At 66.1% G+C, this 15,314-nt stretch carries 19 protein-coding genes; 9 read left to right on the top strand and 10 right to left on the bottom strand.

All coding sequences use genetic code 11. The features are described from left to right. The first annotated feature begins 29 nt into the window (after nt 1-29). Nucleotides 30-761 (top strand): MerR family transcriptional regulator, encoded by a 732-nt coding sequence (locus ACQP09_RS13325; RefSeq protein WP_433398802.1) that lies wholly within the window; start codon nt 30-32, stop codon nt 759-761. 226 nt (nt 762-987) lie between these two features. Here the strand turns inward: ACQP09_RS13325 and ACQP09_RS13320 are convergent, their stop codons facing one another. The 4 genes from ACQP09_RS13320 to ACQP09_RS13305 all read right to left on the bottom strand — a co-directional run bounded on the left by ACQP09_RS13320 (nt 988) and on the right by ACQP09_RS13305 (nt 4,948). Further along, entirely contained in the window at nt 988-2,079 is a 1,092-nt protein-coding gene (locus tag ACQP09_RS13320; RefSeq protein WP_433398799.1) for an ImmA/IrrE family metallo-endopeptidase, read from the bottom strand. Between the two features lie 69 nt (nt 2,080-2,148). Beyond that, the gene (locus ACQP09_RS13315) at nt 2,149-2,814 is read right to left on the bottom strand and encodes a hypothetical protein (protein WP_433398796.1); all 666 of its coding nucleotides are present in this window, start codon (nt 2,812-2,814) and stop codon (nt 2,149-2,151) included. A 293-nt stretch (nt 2,815-3,107) separates the two neighbouring features. Beyond that, a complete protein-coding gene (locus ACQP09_RS13310) occupies nt 3,108-4,397 on the bottom strand; it encodes an IS256 family transposase (RefSeq protein WP_433398793.1) in 1,290 nt (429 codons plus the stop codon). 317 nt (nt 4,398-4,714) lie between these two features. Beyond that, nucleotides 4,715-4,948 (bottom strand): sigma-70 family RNA polymerase sigma factor, encoded by a 234-nt coding sequence (locus tag ACQP09_RS13305; protein WP_433398791.1) that lies wholly within the window; start codon nt 4,946-4,948, stop codon nt 4,715-4,717. Nucleotides 4,949-5,187: 239 nt separating this feature from the next. Between ACQP09_RS13305 and ACQP09_RS13300 the strand changes: the two genes are divergently transcribed. Then, complete coding sequence (locus tag ACQP09_RS13300) at nt 5,188-5,937, top strand: transposase family protein (protein ID WP_433406578.1); 750 nt, start codon at nt 5,188-5,190, stop codon at nt 5,935-5,937. Nucleotides 5,938-6,120: 183 nt separating this feature from the next. On the opposite strand, the gene ACQP09_RS13295 is transcribed toward ACQP09_RS13300, so the two are convergent. Then, a complete protein-coding gene (locus ACQP09_RS13295) occupies nt 6,121-6,489 on the bottom strand; it encodes a hypothetical protein (RefSeq protein WP_433398788.1) in 369 nt (122 codons plus the stop codon). A gap of 26 nt (nt 6,490-6,515) precedes the next feature. Then, nucleotides 6,516-7,040, bottom strand: coding sequence for a hypothetical protein (locus tag ACQP09_RS13290; RefSeq protein WP_433398785.1), 525 nt, complete (start codon nt 7,038-7,040; stop codon nt 6,516-6,518). 986 nt (nt 7,041-8,026) lie between these two features. On the opposite strand from ACQP09_RS13290, the gene ACQP09_RS13285 reads away from it, so the two are divergent. The 4 genes from ACQP09_RS13285 to ACQP09_RS13270 all read left to right on the top strand — a co-directional run bounded on the left by ACQP09_RS13285 (nt 8,027) and on the right by ACQP09_RS13270 (nt 9,813). Continuing rightward, nucleotides 8,027-8,440 (top strand): hypothetical protein, encoded by a 414-nt coding sequence (locus ACQP09_RS13285; protein ID WP_433398782.1) that lies wholly within the window; start codon nt 8,027-8,029, stop codon nt 8,438-8,440. Beyond that, nucleotides 8,437-8,883: a hypothetical protein gene (locus ACQP09_RS13280; RefSeq protein WP_433398779.1), complete on the top strand. Its 447-nt coding sequence runs from the start codon at nt 8,437-8,439 to the stop codon at nt 8,881-8,883. The genes ACQP09_RS13285 and ACQP09_RS13280 overlap by 4 nt, the downstream gene beginning before the upstream one ends. Nucleotides 8,884-9,036: 153 nt before the next feature. Continuing rightward, a complete protein-coding gene (locus ACQP09_RS13275) occupies nt 9,037-9,603 on the top strand; it encodes a helix-turn-helix domain-containing protein (protein ID WP_433398776.1) in 567 nt (188 codons plus the stop codon). Nucleotides 9,604-9,678: 75 nt separating this feature from the next. Further along, nucleotides 9,679-9,813, top strand: a complete 135-nt coding sequence (locus tag ACQP09_RS13270) for a hypothetical protein (protein WP_433398773.1) — start codon at nt 9,679-9,681, stop codon at nt 9,811-9,813. Between the two features lie 27 nt (nt 9,814-9,840). Here the strand turns inward: ACQP09_RS13270 and ACQP09_RS13265 are convergent, their stop codons facing one another. Further along, nucleotides 9,841-10,254, bottom strand: a complete 414-nt coding sequence (locus tag ACQP09_RS13265; protein ID WP_433398770.1) for a GNAT family N-acetyltransferase — start codon at nt 10,252-10,254, stop codon at nt 9,841-9,843. A gap of 103 nt (nt 10,255-10,357) precedes the next feature. Here ACQP09_RS13265 and ACQP09_RS13260 point away from each other — a divergent pair, with 103 nt between their 5' ends. Beyond that, entirely contained in the window at nt 10,358-10,777 is a 420-nt protein-coding gene (locus tag ACQP09_RS13260; protein WP_433398767.1) for an Imm10 family immunity protein, read from the top strand. 91 nt (nt 10,778-10,868) lie between these two features. Here ACQP09_RS13260 and ACQP09_RS13255 read toward each other — a convergent pair whose 3' ends face one another. After that, a complete protein-coding gene (locus ACQP09_RS13255; RefSeq protein ID WP_433398764.1) occupies nt 10,869-11,711 on the bottom strand; it encodes an IS5 family transposase in 843 nt (280 codons plus the stop codon). Nucleotides 11,712-12,166: 455 nt separating this feature from the next. Between ACQP09_RS13255 and ACQP09_RS13250 the strand changes: the two genes are divergently transcribed. Then, nucleotides 12,167-13,036: an IS5 family transposase gene (locus ACQP09_RS13250; protein WP_433398761.1), complete on the top strand. Its 870-nt coding sequence runs from the start codon at nt 12,167-12,169 to the stop codon at nt 13,034-13,036. A 192-nt stretch (nt 13,037-13,228) separates the two neighbouring features. On the opposite strand, the gene ACQP09_RS13245 is transcribed toward ACQP09_RS13250, so the two are convergent. Further along, the gene (locus ACQP09_RS13245) at nt 13,229-13,384 is read right to left on the bottom strand and encodes a hypothetical protein (protein WP_433398758.1); all 156 of its coding nucleotides are present in this window, start codon (nt 13,382-13,384) and stop codon (nt 13,229-13,231) included. 581 nt (nt 13,385-13,965) lie between these two features. Between ACQP09_RS13245 and ACQP09_RS13240 the strand changes: the two genes are divergently transcribed. Continuing rightward, entirely contained in the window at nt 13,966-14,544 is a 579-nt protein-coding gene (locus ACQP09_RS13240) for a DUF4352 domain-containing protein (RefSeq protein WP_433398755.1), read from the top strand. A 181-nt stretch (nt 14,545-14,725) separates the two neighbouring features. On the opposite strand, the gene ACQP09_RS13235 is transcribed toward ACQP09_RS13240, so the two are convergent. Next, entirely contained in the window at nt 14,726-15,139 is a 414-nt protein-coding gene (locus ACQP09_RS13235) for a hypothetical protein (protein WP_433398752.1), read from the bottom strand. Nucleotides 15,140-15,314: the final 175 nt, after the last annotated feature.

The raw sequence follows: 15,314 nt of genomic DNA, 5'->3' as shown, positions 1-15,314 counted from the left end.
GGGGCAGGGTCAAGTGGGACGATGGCCAGGTGATCACCATCGGGCGGCTGGCCGGGTACGTCGGAGTGTCGATCAAGACCATCCGCGTCTATCACGACAAGGGGCTGCTTCCGGAGCCCGACCGCGACGCGTCCGGCTACCGGCGCTACGGTGCGAGCGACGTCATCGAGCTGATCAAGGTCCGTACGCTGGCCGAAGCCGGTGTACCGCTGGCCCGTATCCGGGATCTGAGATCAGCGAACGAGGAGGACTACCGGCGGGCGCTGCGCGAGTTCGACGACGAGCTCACGGGCCGCATTCGTGGCCTGCGGGCGGCGCAGCGTCGGATGCGACAGCTCGCCTTCGGGCACCCGGCCCCGCTGCCCGCCGAGGTCGACGCCCATCTGGAGCACCTGGCCGACTGGGGATTCACCGCTCGCTGGGTGGACCTGCAACGCGACTTGTGGATCCTCGTGTTCGCCACCCATCCGGACCGCGCGATCAACCTGTTTCACGACCAGGCCGACATCTTGGCCGATCCGCCGCTGCGCCAGTTGTTCCTCGACTACGACCGTGCCCACGGACTTGACGTCGACGATGCCCGCATCCATGACCTCGCCCGCCGGATCGCGGGGGCGACCCGGCAACGCTACGGAGCGGACGAGCCACCCGAGCTGGACGCGGCCTCTGATATTCCCGCACTGATACAGGGCACGGTCAGCGCTTCGTCGCCGGCGTGGCAGCGACTCGACGAACTCGTCCGCGCTCAGCTGGCTGAGTGACACGACGCCGCGGGCGGGTGGCCCCTGTGTGCGGACGGCAGCCCAAGGGCGGCCGGCGAACCGCAGGGCAAGCAGGGCTGCTGTGGGGCTGTGTCACCGGTCGTGACTCGGGCCCTCCGCGATCCCCGGGAGGACTTCGAGAGCTTTCACACAGCTTGCCTGCAGGACCGGCGTCGTCCTTCGAGCCCGCCTGGGGCCGAGGCATCGAGCGTGAAGGGAGAGGAGTTCACGGCACGAGCGACAGTGTGCGTCGCTGAGCGTCGCCCTTCCCATGCTTGTCTCCACCGTCGGCGATCGCCGCGGTGAGGCCGAAGAGCATCTTGTTCATCTCCTCGACGGTCAGTCCCAGTTCGGCTGCGACCGCCGACGGGCGTGTGCCGTTGGCCCACAAGGCCTGGAAGACCTTGGTGAGGATCTGGGAGGTCTCCCGCTTCTTCATCCCCTGCGGTTCGCCGGTGCGGTAGCCCCGCTTGCTCAGTTCGGTGCAGGCGGAGCGGTACTGCCAGTCGGTGAGCAGTCCCAGGTCGTGCATCCGGTAGGTCAGAGCCATGGCGGAGACCTTCCAGATGGTTCTTCCCTTGATGATCTGGTCGACGTGGGCGCCGCGCGGCATGTGGCCGAGGACGCCGGCGGCCGGCATGAGGAAGGCGCTGGCGAAGTCGTTGGCCTGGCGCTCGGCCTCGGGGCCCGAGCATTCGCGGTCACTCCCGTGCATGACGAGGTGACCGAGTTCGTGGGCCGCGTCGAACCGGCCGCGCTCAGCGGACTTCATCGTGTTGAGGAAGACGAACGGGGTGCCGTTGCGCCATACGGCGAAGGCGTCCACCTCGGCGTAGTCCGGTGACAGAGAGAAGACGCGGACTCCGTGGGCCTCGAGGAGGTGCACCATGTTGGGGGCGGGCGCGGCCCCGAGGTCCCACCGGGTACGGACCATGCCGGCCACCGTCTCCGGGTCCGGCTTGGTGAACGAGGGGATGTCGGCCGCGGGGAGTCGGAAGCGGCGGTCGATCCAGTCGTAGAGCACGGCCCCGATGGTTCCGGCCGCACGTGCGGCGTCCAGTGTGCGCGCCGATGTCTTGCTGCGCGCCCTCCAGGAGATGCCGTCGGCCGGCAACTCGTCCAGATCCGGTCCTTCGAAGAAGACTTCCGGGTAGCTGAGGGCCTTCGCGATGCGGCCCATCGTGGCCCGCCGGGGCACTGTGCGGCCCGTCTCGTAGTTGGACAGGCTCTGCAGCGAGACCTTGGCGTCCTTGGACAGATCGGCGAGTGTCATGCCCCGGCGCTTGCGGGCGAGCGTGATGCGGGACGGGGTCACCATGGTGAGACTGCCTCGGGATCGGTGGTGCGCGGCGGGGCGGCGTACGGTCCACCGTCCCGGCCGGGAGCGTCAGCGGAAGTCGACGGGGATGTCGATCTCCTCTTGCCCATCTTCGTCCGGAGGCTCGATTCCGTCCATTTCGAGGACGGGCAGAGGAATGCGACGCTTCCACTTGACGACGAACCCGCGCTCCACCCGGGCCGGCAGCGAAAGCTCACTGTGGATGTGTACGGAATCTCCGGTCCGGACGCGGTAAGACACGAGGAACCAGACCTGCAGCGCTTCGGCCTCGTCGTTACTGAGCACTGCCTCGTCCGGCTCCGGCGAGGACAGGAACAGCTCCAGCTGCACGGTGTTGCGCTCGGCGGCCCGGGCCGTCGCGGCGCCCCGCTTGTGCAAGTTGGTGGGGTGGTGACGACGGTTGCCGGTTGCTGCGTCGCCGATCATGACGCCGATCGCGATCGCCTTCTCCGGGTTGTAGACGAGCTCCAGGTGATCGTGCAGGAGCCGCTGCCATCCCTCGTTGCGGATGTGCTCTTCCCGGAGGACCCGAACATGCTCCTGATAGGCCCGGGTGCCCGCCGCGTTCGCCGGGTGATTGGGAGTGGCCGTCCGCCGCGCCGCCTCACCCGCGTACAGGGCGGGGTGCAGGTACTCCCATTTCGTCCCCAGAGCGGCCAGCTGGACGGCTGAGCCTCCGGGTTCAGGAGCAGCCGCGACAAGGGGCGGGGTCATGGAACCTCCGGCGATCGGAAAGAACTTATAAGAACCCTACCGCAAATGCGGCCGGAAAATTATAAGAGACTTGCGAAGGTCGCGACTGGGGTGAGATCCAGGTGCGGCCCTCCTTGTCGGGCGGCTCTGAAGATTTCAGTACCGCAAGATTCATTTCAGTAGAGACTTCAGTAGCGTACGAAAGATTGCAGTGCGATCACTGAGGGTCATGAGCGGGTACCCCCGAGAGCTTGGAGGGTGCTGGCTGTCGTAGGGTGTGTCCAGTAGACGGCTGATCCAGTTCTTGTAAGGGGTCAGTGGGCGGCCGGGGTGAGCCGGCCTTCGAAGGCGATCTGGAAGGCATTCAGGGGTGCCTTCCAGCGCATGGTCCACCGCTTGCGGCCCTTGCCGGTCGGGTCCAGGCTCATCAGCGCCATGTAGACGCACTTGAGGGCCGCGGCCTCGTTGGGGAAGTGCCCGCGGGCCCGGACGGCCTTGCGGATGCGGGCGTTGACGGACTCGATCGCGTTCGTCGAGCAGATGACCTTGCGGATCTCGACGTCGAAGGAGAGGAAGGGAACGAACTCGGCCCAGGCGTTCTCCCAGAGCCGGATGACCGCCGGGTACTTCTTGCCCCAGGCTTCCTGGAACTCGCTGAACCGCTCGGTCGCGGCGGCCTCGTTCGGTGCCGTGTAGACGGGCTTGAGCACCTTGGCGATCTTGTCCCAGTCCTGGCGGGCCGCGTGCCGGAAGCTGTTCCTCAGCAGGTGAACGACACAGGTCTGGACAATCGTTCGAGGCCAGACCGTCTCCACGGCTTCGGGCAGGCCCTTCAGCCCATCGCAGACCAGCATCAGGACATCGTCGACGCCCCGATTCTTGAGATCCGTGAACACGCTCAGCCAGTACTTCGCGCCCTCGCCGCCGTCACCGGCCCAGATCCCCAGGATGTCGCGATGACCCTCGGCGGTCACGGCCATGACGACGTAGACCGGACGGTTTGCCACCTGCCCGTCCCTGATCTTCACGTTGATCGCGTCCACGAACAGCACCGGATAGACGCGGTCCAGCGGGCGGTTGGACCATTCCGCCATCCCGTCCATCACCTTGTCGGTGATCGTGGAGATGGTCGCCTTGGACACGCTCGCGCCGTAGACCTCGGCCAGGTGGGCGGAGATCTCGCCGTGGGTCAGCCCCTTCGCCGACAGCGACAGCACCATTTCGTCCACGCCGGACAGGCGCCGCTGCCGCTTCTTGACGATGGCCGGCTCGAACGTGCCCGCCACGTCGCGGGGGACCTTGACCTCGACCGGGCCGACATCGGTCAGCACCGTCTTCGCCCGCGTCCCGTTGCGGGAGTTGCCACTGCCCCGGCCCTCGGCGTCATGCTTCTCGTATCGGAGGTGATCGGTGATCTCGCCCTCCAGGGCGGACTCCAACACCCGCTTGGTCAGCTGCTGCAGCAGCCCGCCCTCCCCAGTCAGCTGCAGACCCTCCGACCGGGCCCGGTCCACGAGCATCGCGACCAGCTGCTCGTCACTCGCCGCCACCGCCCCCGCCGTCGGCTCGCTGCCCGGTATCTGTTCGATGGTGGTGTCGCTCATCTGGCGTCTCCTTGATCATCGGATCCGCCGATCATTGAACACTCCCCCGCGTCGGGCGGACAGCCATCGACCCCTTCACCGGTCGGAGAACGTGACGGAGCAGGCCTCGCACGTGAACGTGCGCGAACGGGCCGTGAACGGCACGGGCGCATCGTGGGCGCACCGCCGCGTGCGGGCCGGGCCGCAGCGGCGGCAGATCCGGGGGGTGAAGGTGTTGCCGCATCCCAGGCAGGCCCAGTCCCCTCGTCCTGCCTCGCGCATGGTCTCCGGGCTTCCGCACCACGTGCAGAACGCGTCCATAGGTTCCCTGGACGGCATCAGTCGATCACCGTGTGCGTCCGCAGCCGCTGGAGGCCGCGGCGCTGGTGGCTCTTGACGGTTCCCAGCGGCATGCCGAGTTGTTCGGCGATCTGTGTCTGAGTGAGGTCGTGGTGGTAGGCGAGATACAGCACCGTGCGCTGCTCAGGCGGCAGCACGGCCATCGCGCGGCCCAGCTCCAGCCGGTTGGTGACCTGCTCGGTGGACGTGTCCAGCAGGGGACGGGCTGCCATCGCGAAGCTCCTGGCAGACATGGGTGATCTTGGTCGAGAACCCGTCTACCAAGAGCTTCGTCGTCCCGTACAGCCCTTACACGTCAACACCCCGACCCAGCCGTCAGGTTGGAAAGGGCTCAGTGAGCTTCTTCGAGATGGTCACCGATCGGGTGATGGCCTGCGCAGCGCAACGAACACGACCCCCGAGCTGTTGATCGAGATATCTGACGTCTCAACAACACTGCTCGGGGGCCCCGCTGGTCATCTATCCTGCCTCACTCGACCTGCCGCATGCGCTCGTGGAGTGGGTGACCATGCTCGTCGTCACCCGTGAGGGTGACCGGCGCTGCAAACTCCGTCCGTCTCAGCGTGCGATGGCGGCACTGGTGTACCTGCGGGAGCACACCACCCTGGCGAAGATCGCTGCCGGGTTCGGGATCAGCGAGTCCACCGCCCACGCCTACACCAGCGCGGTCATCGACCTGCTCGCCGAACGCGCTCCGGGCCTGCTGAAGGTTCTGCGCGAGACCGATCCCGATTGCGCCCTGCTGGACGGCACGCTCGCCGAGTGCGACCGGGTCGGCGACGGCCGGGCCGACTACTCCCACAAGCACCGCCGCCACGGTGTGAACGTGCAGGTGGCCACCGATCCGCAGGGCCGGCTGCTGTGGCTGTCACCCGCGCTGCCGGGCCGCACCCACGACCTGACCGCCGCCCGCACCCACCGGATCATCCGCATCTGTGAGCGCCAGGGCGTCCCCATCCTGGCCGATCTCGCCTACCAGGGCGGCGGCCCCTGGGTGACCACGGGGATCAAACGCAGACCCCTGCAGGACCTCACCTCCATCGAGAAGACCCTCAACCGGGCCCTGGCCGAAGCACGGGCGCCGGTCGAACGCGGTGTCGCACGACTGAAGTCCTGGCGCATCTTTCGCAGGTCCCGATGCAGCCCGAACCACATGACGTCAATCGCCAAAGCCATCCTCACCCTGGAGCGTCGCCGCTGAAGAAGCTCAGTGAAGGACGTTGCCTTGTCCTCGCGCAAAATGCGGCTGAGCGGGAATGGGCGGAAAAGCACGTGAAGCCCCTGACAGACACGGTGACCTTAGTTTGAGATCCCGGCTGTCAGGAGCTTCATCATTGTGTAGGGCTGTTCCCCCTGCGGCTACCACCGCAAGGTTAGAGAGAGCTCATTGCCCAACCGGGGAAACAGGCTCGACTTCGGCAACCTCGACTTTGTTGCCGTTCTCGTCTACCTCAACCCAGCGCTTCTTGACTCGACCCTCATCACCAGACCTGCCTGATGGCGCGTCCGGATGGAAGTCATTGCGCTCCCGGACCTCGTTTCCGTTCTCATCCAGGACCGGCTTTCCGTCCGATCCCATAACAGGGAAGGAGTCAGGTATTTTGCTCTTGTCAACGCTGCCGTCTGGCTTTACCCACTCCGGGCGCGGCGGAGCGGGTGGTATGTCGCTGTTGCTGGCCGACGCCGTGAGGGCCGTTCCGCCTATCAGTATCGCGCTGGCAAGAACGATCGCACCGGTCACGAGTTTGGACATTTGGACTCCTTCTCCGCAGGTGCGCGTTAGGGCTCGATGTAGTGTTGGCCGGACCAGACTGGAACGTCTCTCGCCAGCCACTCACCACCGTAGAAAGTGCCCGAGTACCCGATCGTGCCGTAGTAGCCCCCACCGCACGGCGGAGCCACCCCAAAGTCCCAGGAAACCGTGTAGATACCTGTCGAGGTCTTACTGAAAACCCCGTCACCACTGAGGAGCATTCGACAGGTGTACCACTTCGCGCCATCCCACTTCTGATAGCGGTAACCTGCGGCAAGTTCGCCAGCCGGACGCACCCACGGGAAGATGCAACCCCCGGGGCCAGTATTTTGACCAGTGTGCGCCTGCGATTTGGTGTATCCGCCACGACTGCCGTGTGAAACCTCGGCATAGTTGTACAGGCACTTACTGCTGTCCGCGTTTGCCCAGACTTCCTCGTTTTCGTACACGTAGTGGGCACTAGCCGAGGTGGTGGTGCTCAGCGCAATAGCCAATGCCGCGGCGACCACTCCGAGCGAGCGCATAATATCCCTTTTGGGTCCGATCTTCAATCAAATCCCCCCTAGTTCCGCAATCTTCGATGAGGCATTTACGCGAGTAAGGCTAGACCGAAGGCCTGCCGCCGACCAAGGCTTTCGCTAAGCGGACCCGCGCCGTAACATCATTTAGTCGTGAAGATGGCCGATATGCGCGCCGATCGAGTCCCGCATAGCCGCTGGTGAGCAGGCCGGACGGCGCCTGAAGATCAGACGGGCACCCTACTTTTAAGCCAACATGGGGGAGTGGGAAGAAGGTGCATTATCGGAAAATATTTGGCTCAAAAACCATCCGTCAGCCCTCGGTCAATTCAGTATCAAGTCTGCAGAAAAACGGACCAAAGGAACGTTAGGTCACCAATCGGCAGAATGGCGGAAATGACCGAAGAGATAGTTCAGGCATTACGGTTCTCGCCTCGATGCGACCAGTGCGAGCGCGGCTGGCAGTGTGAACAAGGCGAGCATGATGGGAGCGCTAGAGCGAGCCGCCGTCAGGGCATGCTCGTAAGATCCGTGGACAATGATCAATGACGTCCCCGCGACCGTCCATGCTGCAGCCATCAGCACTACTACCCAGCACGCGGACCGCAGCGCTCGTGTTCCGCCGTGACGGTACGCCGACCCGAGCATCGTCATTGCGCAAGCGGCGACAGGGGCGGCCATAAAAACTGAACCCCCATTTTCCACCGTCAGTACATACGCGCAAAAAAGGTACCAAGCCCCGGTTGCAGCGGCCACAATTCGCATGGTTTAAATCTCCAAGTCCGGCAATTGTTATGGTCTGTGAGATCGACGCTACCGCGAGGATGCTGGAGCTTCGCTGTAACAGCCGTACTGCGACGCGGAGTTCGGCATCAGCCGCGCCCAGGCGTACCGGCTGTTCAACGTCGCCCGCGCCCTGGCCGCAATCCACGACGCCGTCGCCGCCGGCCCCGGGACGTCTCGCACGCGAGACAGCGGCCCGGCCGCCACGGCCGCGCTCGACTACGGCGTGGTACCAGGTGTGCGCCCGCAGCGCGTTCGGCTTCACCTACACACCCCTGTTCCTCACCGCCCTGAAGAACCCCGACGCCTTCACCCCCGACCGCCTCCTGCGCCTTCCCCACCCCGACGTCGTCGCCCAGCTCCACCAGGCCGCGAACGGCCCCCTGGCAGACCTGCGCGCCCGCACCCGCCCCGCGGACTGCACCCCCGGCCCCACGCTCCCCGGCGCGCGCGTCACCGCCGACGCCGACCTCATCGCCGACGGCCTCCTCATCGACTTCAAGAGCGCCCGCAACCCGCGCGGCCTGCCCCAGGAAGATGCCTGGCAGCTCCTCGACTACCTCCTCCTCGACGACGCCGACCGCTACACGATCGACACCGTCGGCTTCTACCTCACCCGCTCCTTCCACTCGCTGAGCAGGGCTTTGTGATCCGGCTGACGGTCCGGCGCTTCATCTGCGGGTCGGCGCACTGCCCGCGCCGGACGTTTGCCGAGCCGTTCTCTCAGCTGGCCGCTCCGCACGCGCGGTTCACTACTCGGCTCAACCGCGCCCTGGAGCGAGTGGGGCTCGCGCTGGCCGGGCGAGCAGGCGCCCGTCTGGCCGCCCAGTTGGGATTCGGAGCCGACCGGATGACCTTGTTGCGCAGGGTCATGGCATTGCCCGATCCGCAGTTCAGCACGCCACGTGTGCTGGGCGTGTACGACTTCGCGATCCGCCGAGGCCAGACCTACTCCACCGTCCTGACCAGCGTCGAAGACCACCGTGTGGTCGACGTACTCCCGACTCGTGAAGCCGGGCCGCTGGCCGCCTGGCTGATCCGCCACCCCGGCGTGGAGATCATCTGCCGGGACCGGGCCGGCGCCTACGCCTAAGGTGCCCGGCGCGGTGCGCCCGGTGCTCTGCAGGTCGCCGATCGGTTTCATTTGTGGCAGGGCCTCGGCCGAGGCGTGGAGACTTGCGTCGCCGCCCACCGCGACTGCCTGCGCAACCCGTCGCCCACCGGCATACTGTCCGAGGCCACCCGAATGTCTTCCAGTCGGCCGCCGGACGGCGAGGAGCCCGTCGGCCGGCGAGCCGAGCGGAAGAAGGCCGCATATGCCCTGGTCCAAGAGCTCCTTGCCCAAGGCCACTCACGCCGGGCGATCGCCCGGCACCTGGGCTGGGGCCTCAACACCGTGCTCCGGTACGCGAACGCCGGCCGTTGGCAGGACACCATCCGCGAGAACCGGCCCCGTCCCAGCAGGCTGGACCCCTACAAGCCCCACCTGGAGCGGCGATTCGCCGACGGATGCACCAGCGTCACCCGACTGCACAGCGAATTGGTTGCCGAACACGCTCCCGTCACCTACGCCATGGTCCGCGCCTACATCGCCACCCTGCGCGGGGCTCCGCCCGAGGCGCCGCCCCGGCCGCCGACGGTGCGGCAGGTGACCGGCTGGCTCACTCGACACCCCACGGCCCTGACCGAGGAAGACAAGGCCGGCCTGCAGGAGGTGCTGGCCCACTGCCCCGAACTGGACAAGGCCGCCGGACACGTCCGCGACTTCGGCGAGATACTCACCGACCGCCTCGGCTCCACACTCCTTGCCTAGATCGACGCAGTCGACGCCAGCCAGCTACCCGGCCTCACCGGCTTCGCACTCCACCTGCTCCGCGACCTCGACGCCGTGACAGCCGGGCTCACACTCGACTGGAGCTCCGGCAGCATCGAGGGCGCCGTCAACCGCATCAAGAAGATCAGAAGGCAGCTCTACGGCCGGGCCGGATTCGAACTACTCCGCAAGATGATCCTGCTCCAGTAACACTCCGTAGCTCGTCAGGATCTTTGCCTATGGAGCTGTATCGCGCAGGTCGGGGCGGTTCCTTGGCAGTCCGAAGCCTGCCATCTCCTTTTCCTCGTAAGACAGGAAGCCCAGGCTCCGGTAGAACGCGTGGTTGCGGTTGCCCTCGGGTGACGACTCGTGGTCCGTGGACACGAGGAAGAAACGGCAGTGGGAGTAGCGTCGCATCAGGTGCTCGACCAGCGCCCGGCCAACCCCCTGCCTGTGGTTCGCCGGATTGACCACGACGTCCTGGACGTAACAGATGTGCTCGTCGTCGGAGATGGTCCGGGCCAGTCCCAGGAGGGATCCCGATCCGTCTCGTGCCGTGATGACGAGGTGAGAGTTCACGAGACCGCGACAGAGCTTGTCGACGTCGCTGGTATAGCCCACCCACCCGACCGAGTCGTAGAGCTTCAGCACCTCAACAGGATCGAAAACGCCCTCTAAAAGAGCGTTTTATCCTACCGGGAGTGTTTGGTAATGCACCCTGCATCGGCCGCGACGGGTCTGGTAGAACACGTGTGTGGTCTACAGATTCATTGCGAACATCGCCTATGGGTGGCAGGACAAGCGTCCGCCGGACAGTTACGTTCCCACTGCCGGAGTTGCTGAGTCGAAGGACGAGGAAAGTTTCGCGCTCGAGTTCCAGTGTGGCTTCGGGGAACCCGACGAACAGGACATCCGCAACGGCTGCGATTCTTACTGCGTCGTCACTCCCGACCAGAACACCGCGTACGGATGCGTGCGCACCGTGGAGCTGGAAGGCAACCTCCTGCGCGTCACCTTCAACCCCGCGTACCTGCACGATCTGTGCTTGGACGATCCAGTGGTCGAGGCACTCCTGCGGGCGCCGGATGAAGACGTTACTCGTATGCGAGAGGCACTCACGCGCATCCTCACCTACGGTCGCCCTGACGCACTACCGACCTTGATTGCTGTCTGAATCTGCCGACACGGACGTCGTCAGGATCTCGCCGGTATCTTTCGGCGAGGCTCATAGTGCGGACGGGCTGGGGGTGGGCGTGGCTTGACGCCTATGAGTTCTTCCAGTTGGGGGTCGATTCTCGGGTGAGTCTGCGGCTCATGAGGTCGATCATCGCCAGTTGGATCATGGCTTCGGAGCGGTGGGGGTGGGTTTCGTAGTCGCGGGCGAGGCGGCGGTGGTGCATGAGCCAGCCGAAGGTCCGCTCGACGACCCAGCGCCGCGGGATCACCTTGAAGCCCTTCTGGGCGGGGTCGCGGCGGGTGACTTCGACGTCGATGCCCAGGCGGGCGCCGTGGTCGATGGCCTTGGTGCGGTAGCCACTGTCGGCCCACGCCTTCGTGACGCGGGGGTGACCTTCGGCGATGTTCGAGAGCAGGTGGATTCCGCCGGCGTTGTCGGAGACGCTGGCGGCGGTGACCAGCACGGCCAGGAGGAGCCCGGCGGTGTCGACGCCGATGTGGCGTTTGCGGCCCGCGATCTTCTTGCCTGCGTCGATGCCCTGGCCGGCCGAGGGCACGTTGGCAGAGGTCTTGATGCTCTGGGCGTCGAGGATGCAGGCGCTGGGCTCGGCGTCTCGGCCCTCGGCCTTCCGGACAAGCCGTCGCAGGAGTCCGTTGAGCTGGTCGAAGACGCCGTCCTTCTGCCAGGCGGCGAAGTATCCGTAGACGGTTTCCCACGGGGCGAAGTCGTGTGGGAGGTAGCGCCAGGGGATCCCGGTCCGGTCGACGTAGAGGATGGCGTCCATGATCCGGCGCAGGTCGTGTTCGGGCGGCCGCCCGATGTCCAGGCCCTTCCCTCTGCGTTCTGCTCGCCAGGCTGTCAGGGTTGGCTCAAGCAGTTCCCAACGGGCATCGGACAGGTCACTGGGGTACGGCCGTTGTCGGCGAGGCATGTTTCCGTAGTACCGATGGCTACCGTCCGACCACAGGGCGCAAACAGGCGCGACCGGGGGCGTGTTGGGATCAGACAGGAGCGAAGGGACCGAAACGGGCCCTCGAAGGCTGTCACCCGCCCCATCTGCCACAACAAGCGGCTGCCGCCTCAGCCGGCCCGAAGCGGCCTGCCACCTGAACTGCAACTAAGCTCCCCTATCAGGACAAAACGCTCTTTAAGAGGTCGTTTTCATCCATCCCACCCGGATATACGCCTATTCTCGGGGTGCAAGGCTGTGGTGATCATGAGGTAGCTGCTGGGCTTTGGGGCTTGTGAGTTGGATGGGGTGGTGGGAGGGACAGGCTGGCGCCTGTTCCTGTGTCATCCCAGGACGTCCGGTCTTCGCGCCCGTGTGCTTCCGCCATCGCTGCTGTGCGCCTGGGCGCACTCGGTCTGCGGCGGTACGCCGAAAGCATGACGAAGCGACGTCCGTATCCGAGCGATCTGTCCGATGCACGCTGGGAGTTGATCGAGCCGGTTCTCACCGCCTGGCGCTTCGAGCGTCGTGGCCGGGCACTGGATTTCGGCCGGCCGCCCGAGCACGACCTGCGCGACATCATGGACGCGATCTTGTACGTGGACCGGACCGGGGTCCAGTGGCGCTACCTCCCGCACGACTTCCCACACTGGAACACCGTCTACGGCTACTTCGCCAAATGGGCCGATGAGGGCGTGTTCGCCCAGCTCAACGGCCTGCTCCGGCAGCTCTTACGGGAGAAGGAGGGACGGAACGGCGAGCCGTCGGCCTGCGTGATCGACGCTCAGAGCGTCAAGACCTCCACCAGCGTCCACGTCTCCGGTCAGGGCGTCGATGCCGGGAAGAAGATCGTCGGCCGGAAGCGGAGCATCGTCACCGACACGCTCGGACTCCTGCTCGCGGTGCTGGTCACCGCGGCGAGCGTGCAGGACTCCGTCGCCGGCACCACGCTGCTCGACCGGGTCGCCGCCGAGCACCCCGGCATCCGCAAGGTCTGGGTCGACGGCGGCTATCGCCGACACCTCGTCGAGCACGCCGCCACCCTCGGCATCGACATGGAGATCACCACCCGCAAGCCCGGGACCAAGGGGTTCACCCCGATACCGAAGCGGTGGGCGGTCGAGCGGACCTACGGCTGGCTCATGCTCCACCGCCGCCTGGCCCGCGACTACGAAACCCTGCCGACCCGGTCCGAAGCGGTGGTCCACATTGCCATGACGGACCTCATGGCCCGCCGCCTCACCGGCGAGAACACGACCTCCTGGCGCGACCCGAAAAAGAACACAGAACACGCCATTGCAGGATGAAACATCGGACGAAAACGACCTCTAAGTGCCCTCCGCGAGAGCGGGCTCGGCGTCGCCCCACAAGGTATGGAACTTCGCGGCCAAGTCGGCCTCCGGTGGGCGTCAGCTGTCTAGGGCATCGGCTCGGGCGTCAGTTCTGGAGGTCCCGGCCACCTGACATGTCGGTCCAGGCGCCGCCCGCCTCGGCAACGATCAGGGCCGGGCCGCGACGTCCCAGGGCGAGGTGTCGTAGGACAGCGCCGCGTCGACGCTTCCTTCAGCGACCATCATGTGCCCCCAGAAGTTGCCCCATCCCCAAGCGGTTCGGAACCCGCGCATGACGTCGGCGAGGGCATCCCAGGCGGGCACCGGGTATTCGTGCGCTCCGCGATCGTCTCTCTCGGACGGCGGAGGTTTGCAGCCGACCCGAGACGCAGTGGGCACCTTGTCCGGGCGCGGCCCACCAGCGTCGGTCCAGCCTCGACGCGATCCGTCCGGTACCGGCCTCGACCGTTCCGGCGACGCACAGTCCGATGCGCACGACGGTCCGGCCGCCGCTTCGGCGACCAGCCGTTCGCGCAGGTTCCGGACTTGGCCGAGCGCGTCGGACTAGCGCGGCTCGTTGGTCGTCGAACCCACCAGCCGACTGTCTACGGCCACGAGCGCCGCGCGAACGCTGGCACCGCCGACGTTGAACCCCGTGATCAGCGGCTCACGTCCTGGTCCGAAGGATCTCAAGGAACTCTTCCGAACCGCGTCCGAGAATTTGGCTGTGCACCCAGAAAGGGCAGGGCCACGCCGCCCGGGACGGCGGTGGCCCATTGGGCCGGGCCGGCGGCCCTGCCGACGTAGCTCATGCGAGGGAGACCACCGCGACTTCGTGATTCCTTCACGCAGTGACCATCATTCCCTCATGCTGGACTCTTCACATCGCCATCCCTGGGGGGACCATGCGCAACCGCATCGCCTTTGCCGCCGTCGTCAGCGCCGCCTTTCTGCTCGCCCTCACCGGCTGCGGCGGCGACACCGAGAAGGTCAACGTCACCAAGAGCGACGCGAAGCCTGAACCGACGCCCACCCCGACCCCCGAAGCCGATAGCCGGACCACCTTCGCCATCGGTGAGACTGCGGACATCGACGACGAGCCCAACGACATCTCCTTCAGTGCCACCGTCATCGCCTACAGCCAGCCGGTGAAGGGCCCCCAGGCTCCTACCGAAGACCTCGGTGGTGACGTCTGGGCCACTGCGGAGGTCAAGGTTTGCAACGTCGAGGGTGAGACGTTCACCGTCAGCCAGTTCCCTTGGTCCTTGGCCTACGGTGACGGAACCCGTGTGGAAGTTTCCGGCCTCAATGGAGGCGACCTGCCCAAGCCCGAGTTCCCCACGAACGATGTCTCGGTGAAGCCTGACCGCTGTGTGCGCGGGAAGATTCCGTTCCCCGTGCGGAGCGACGCAAGGCCTCAGTACATCGTCTACGCCCCTGACGCCCTGGATGAGCCCCTGGAGTGGACCGTACCCGCCCCGTAGGCGGGAAGGGCACCCCGGCGGCAGCGCGCACCAGACGCACTCGTTCGGCGGAGAAAGCGCAGCCGGCCGTCAGATCGACAACGGCATGTGCGCCGACCGGAAGCGTGGCCACGGCGACTCGGCAGAAGCCTTGGCGGGCGGCGGCCTCCACCGTCGCCCAGCGGGCGAGTCCGTCTTCGGCTCAGTTCAGAGTGATCGGTCCGTCCGGCAGCCAGCCGTCGAGATATCCGTCGACGAGAGTGCTCACGCTCTCAATGTCCGGGAGCCCCAGCCAGAGCCCCAGCACTGCGCGCGGTGCCCATAGAGTGCTCCGCCCCGGGCCCTCGTCGATCGGCTCCGCATCAACCCTGACGATGTAGAAGCGCGTTTCCGCACGCGGCACGAGATGCCCTGGCACCGGAGCCCAGCGGCGACCGCTGACGTCGCCGAGCCGGATCGGGTAGGGGGCCAGCAGCTCTTGGCAGAGGTGGGCTACGGCGCTGTTGTACGTCTCCTCGGGCCGTGTACAGCGCTGGGGCAGCGCCCACGTTCGGTATCCGGCACGGCGGGGGAGCAGAGCGATCCGATGGGCGGAGTCGATCACGATGAGTTTCACAACGCGTCTGAAGCGAGGGCCGGGGAGATGGTGCATGCAGCAAGCTTCACAAGCGGCTAATCAAGCAGCCAGCTCAGCGAGGCGGAGGGGTGAAAAGCCTGTCGTGAGCATGGCTAGGTGGGAAGGGTGTGCTGGCGTCGCGGGAAGGGTGTTCAGAGGGCGCTGCATCGTTGCA

The organism is Streptomyces sp. CA-146814 (genome assembly GCF_050942385.1).
GTDB lineage: Bacteria > Actinomycetota > Actinomycetes > Streptomycetales > Streptomycetaceae > Streptomyces.
This window is presented reverse-complemented; position numbering and strand designations above follow the sequence as displayed.

Bases quoted from the DNA above. Each gene is read 5' to 3' on its own strand.
- ACQP09_RS13320 (WP_433398799.1), bottom strand. From the start codon at position 2,079: ATGGTGACCCCGTCCCGCATCACGCTCGCCCGCAAGCGCCGGGGCATG.
- ACQP09_RS13315 (WP_433398796.1), bottom strand. From the start codon at position 2,814: ATGACCCCGCCCCTTGTCGCGGCTGCTCCTGAACCCGGAGGCTCAGCC.
- ACQP09_RS13310 (WP_433398793.1), bottom strand. From the start codon at position 4,397: ATGAGCGACACCACCATCGAACAGATACCGGGCAGCGAGCCGACGGCG.
- ACQP09_RS13305 (WP_433398791.1), bottom strand. From the start codon at position 4,948: ATGGCAGCCCGTCCCCTGCTGGACACGTCCACCGAGCAGGTCACCAAC.
- ACQP09_RS13295 (WP_433398788.1), bottom strand. From the start codon at position 6,489: ATGTCCAAACTCGTGACCGGTGCGATCGTTCTTGCCAGCGCGATACTG.
- ACQP09_RS13275 (WP_433398776.1), top strand. From the start codon at position 9,037: ATGTCTTCCAGTCGGCCGCCGGACGGCGAGGAGCCCGTCGGCCGGCGA.
- ACQP09_RS13255 (WP_433398764.1), bottom strand. From the start codon at position 11,711: ATGCCTCGCCGACAACGGCCGTACCCCAGTGACCTGTCCGATGCCCGT.
- ACQP09_RS13250 (WP_433398761.1), top strand. From the start codon at position 12,167: ATGACGAAGCGACGTCCGTATCCGAGCGATCTGTCCGATGCACGCTGG.
- ACQP09_RS13240 (WP_433398755.1), top strand. From the start codon at position 13,966: ATGCGCAACCGCATCGCCTTTGCCGCCGTCGTCAGCGCCGCCTTTCTG.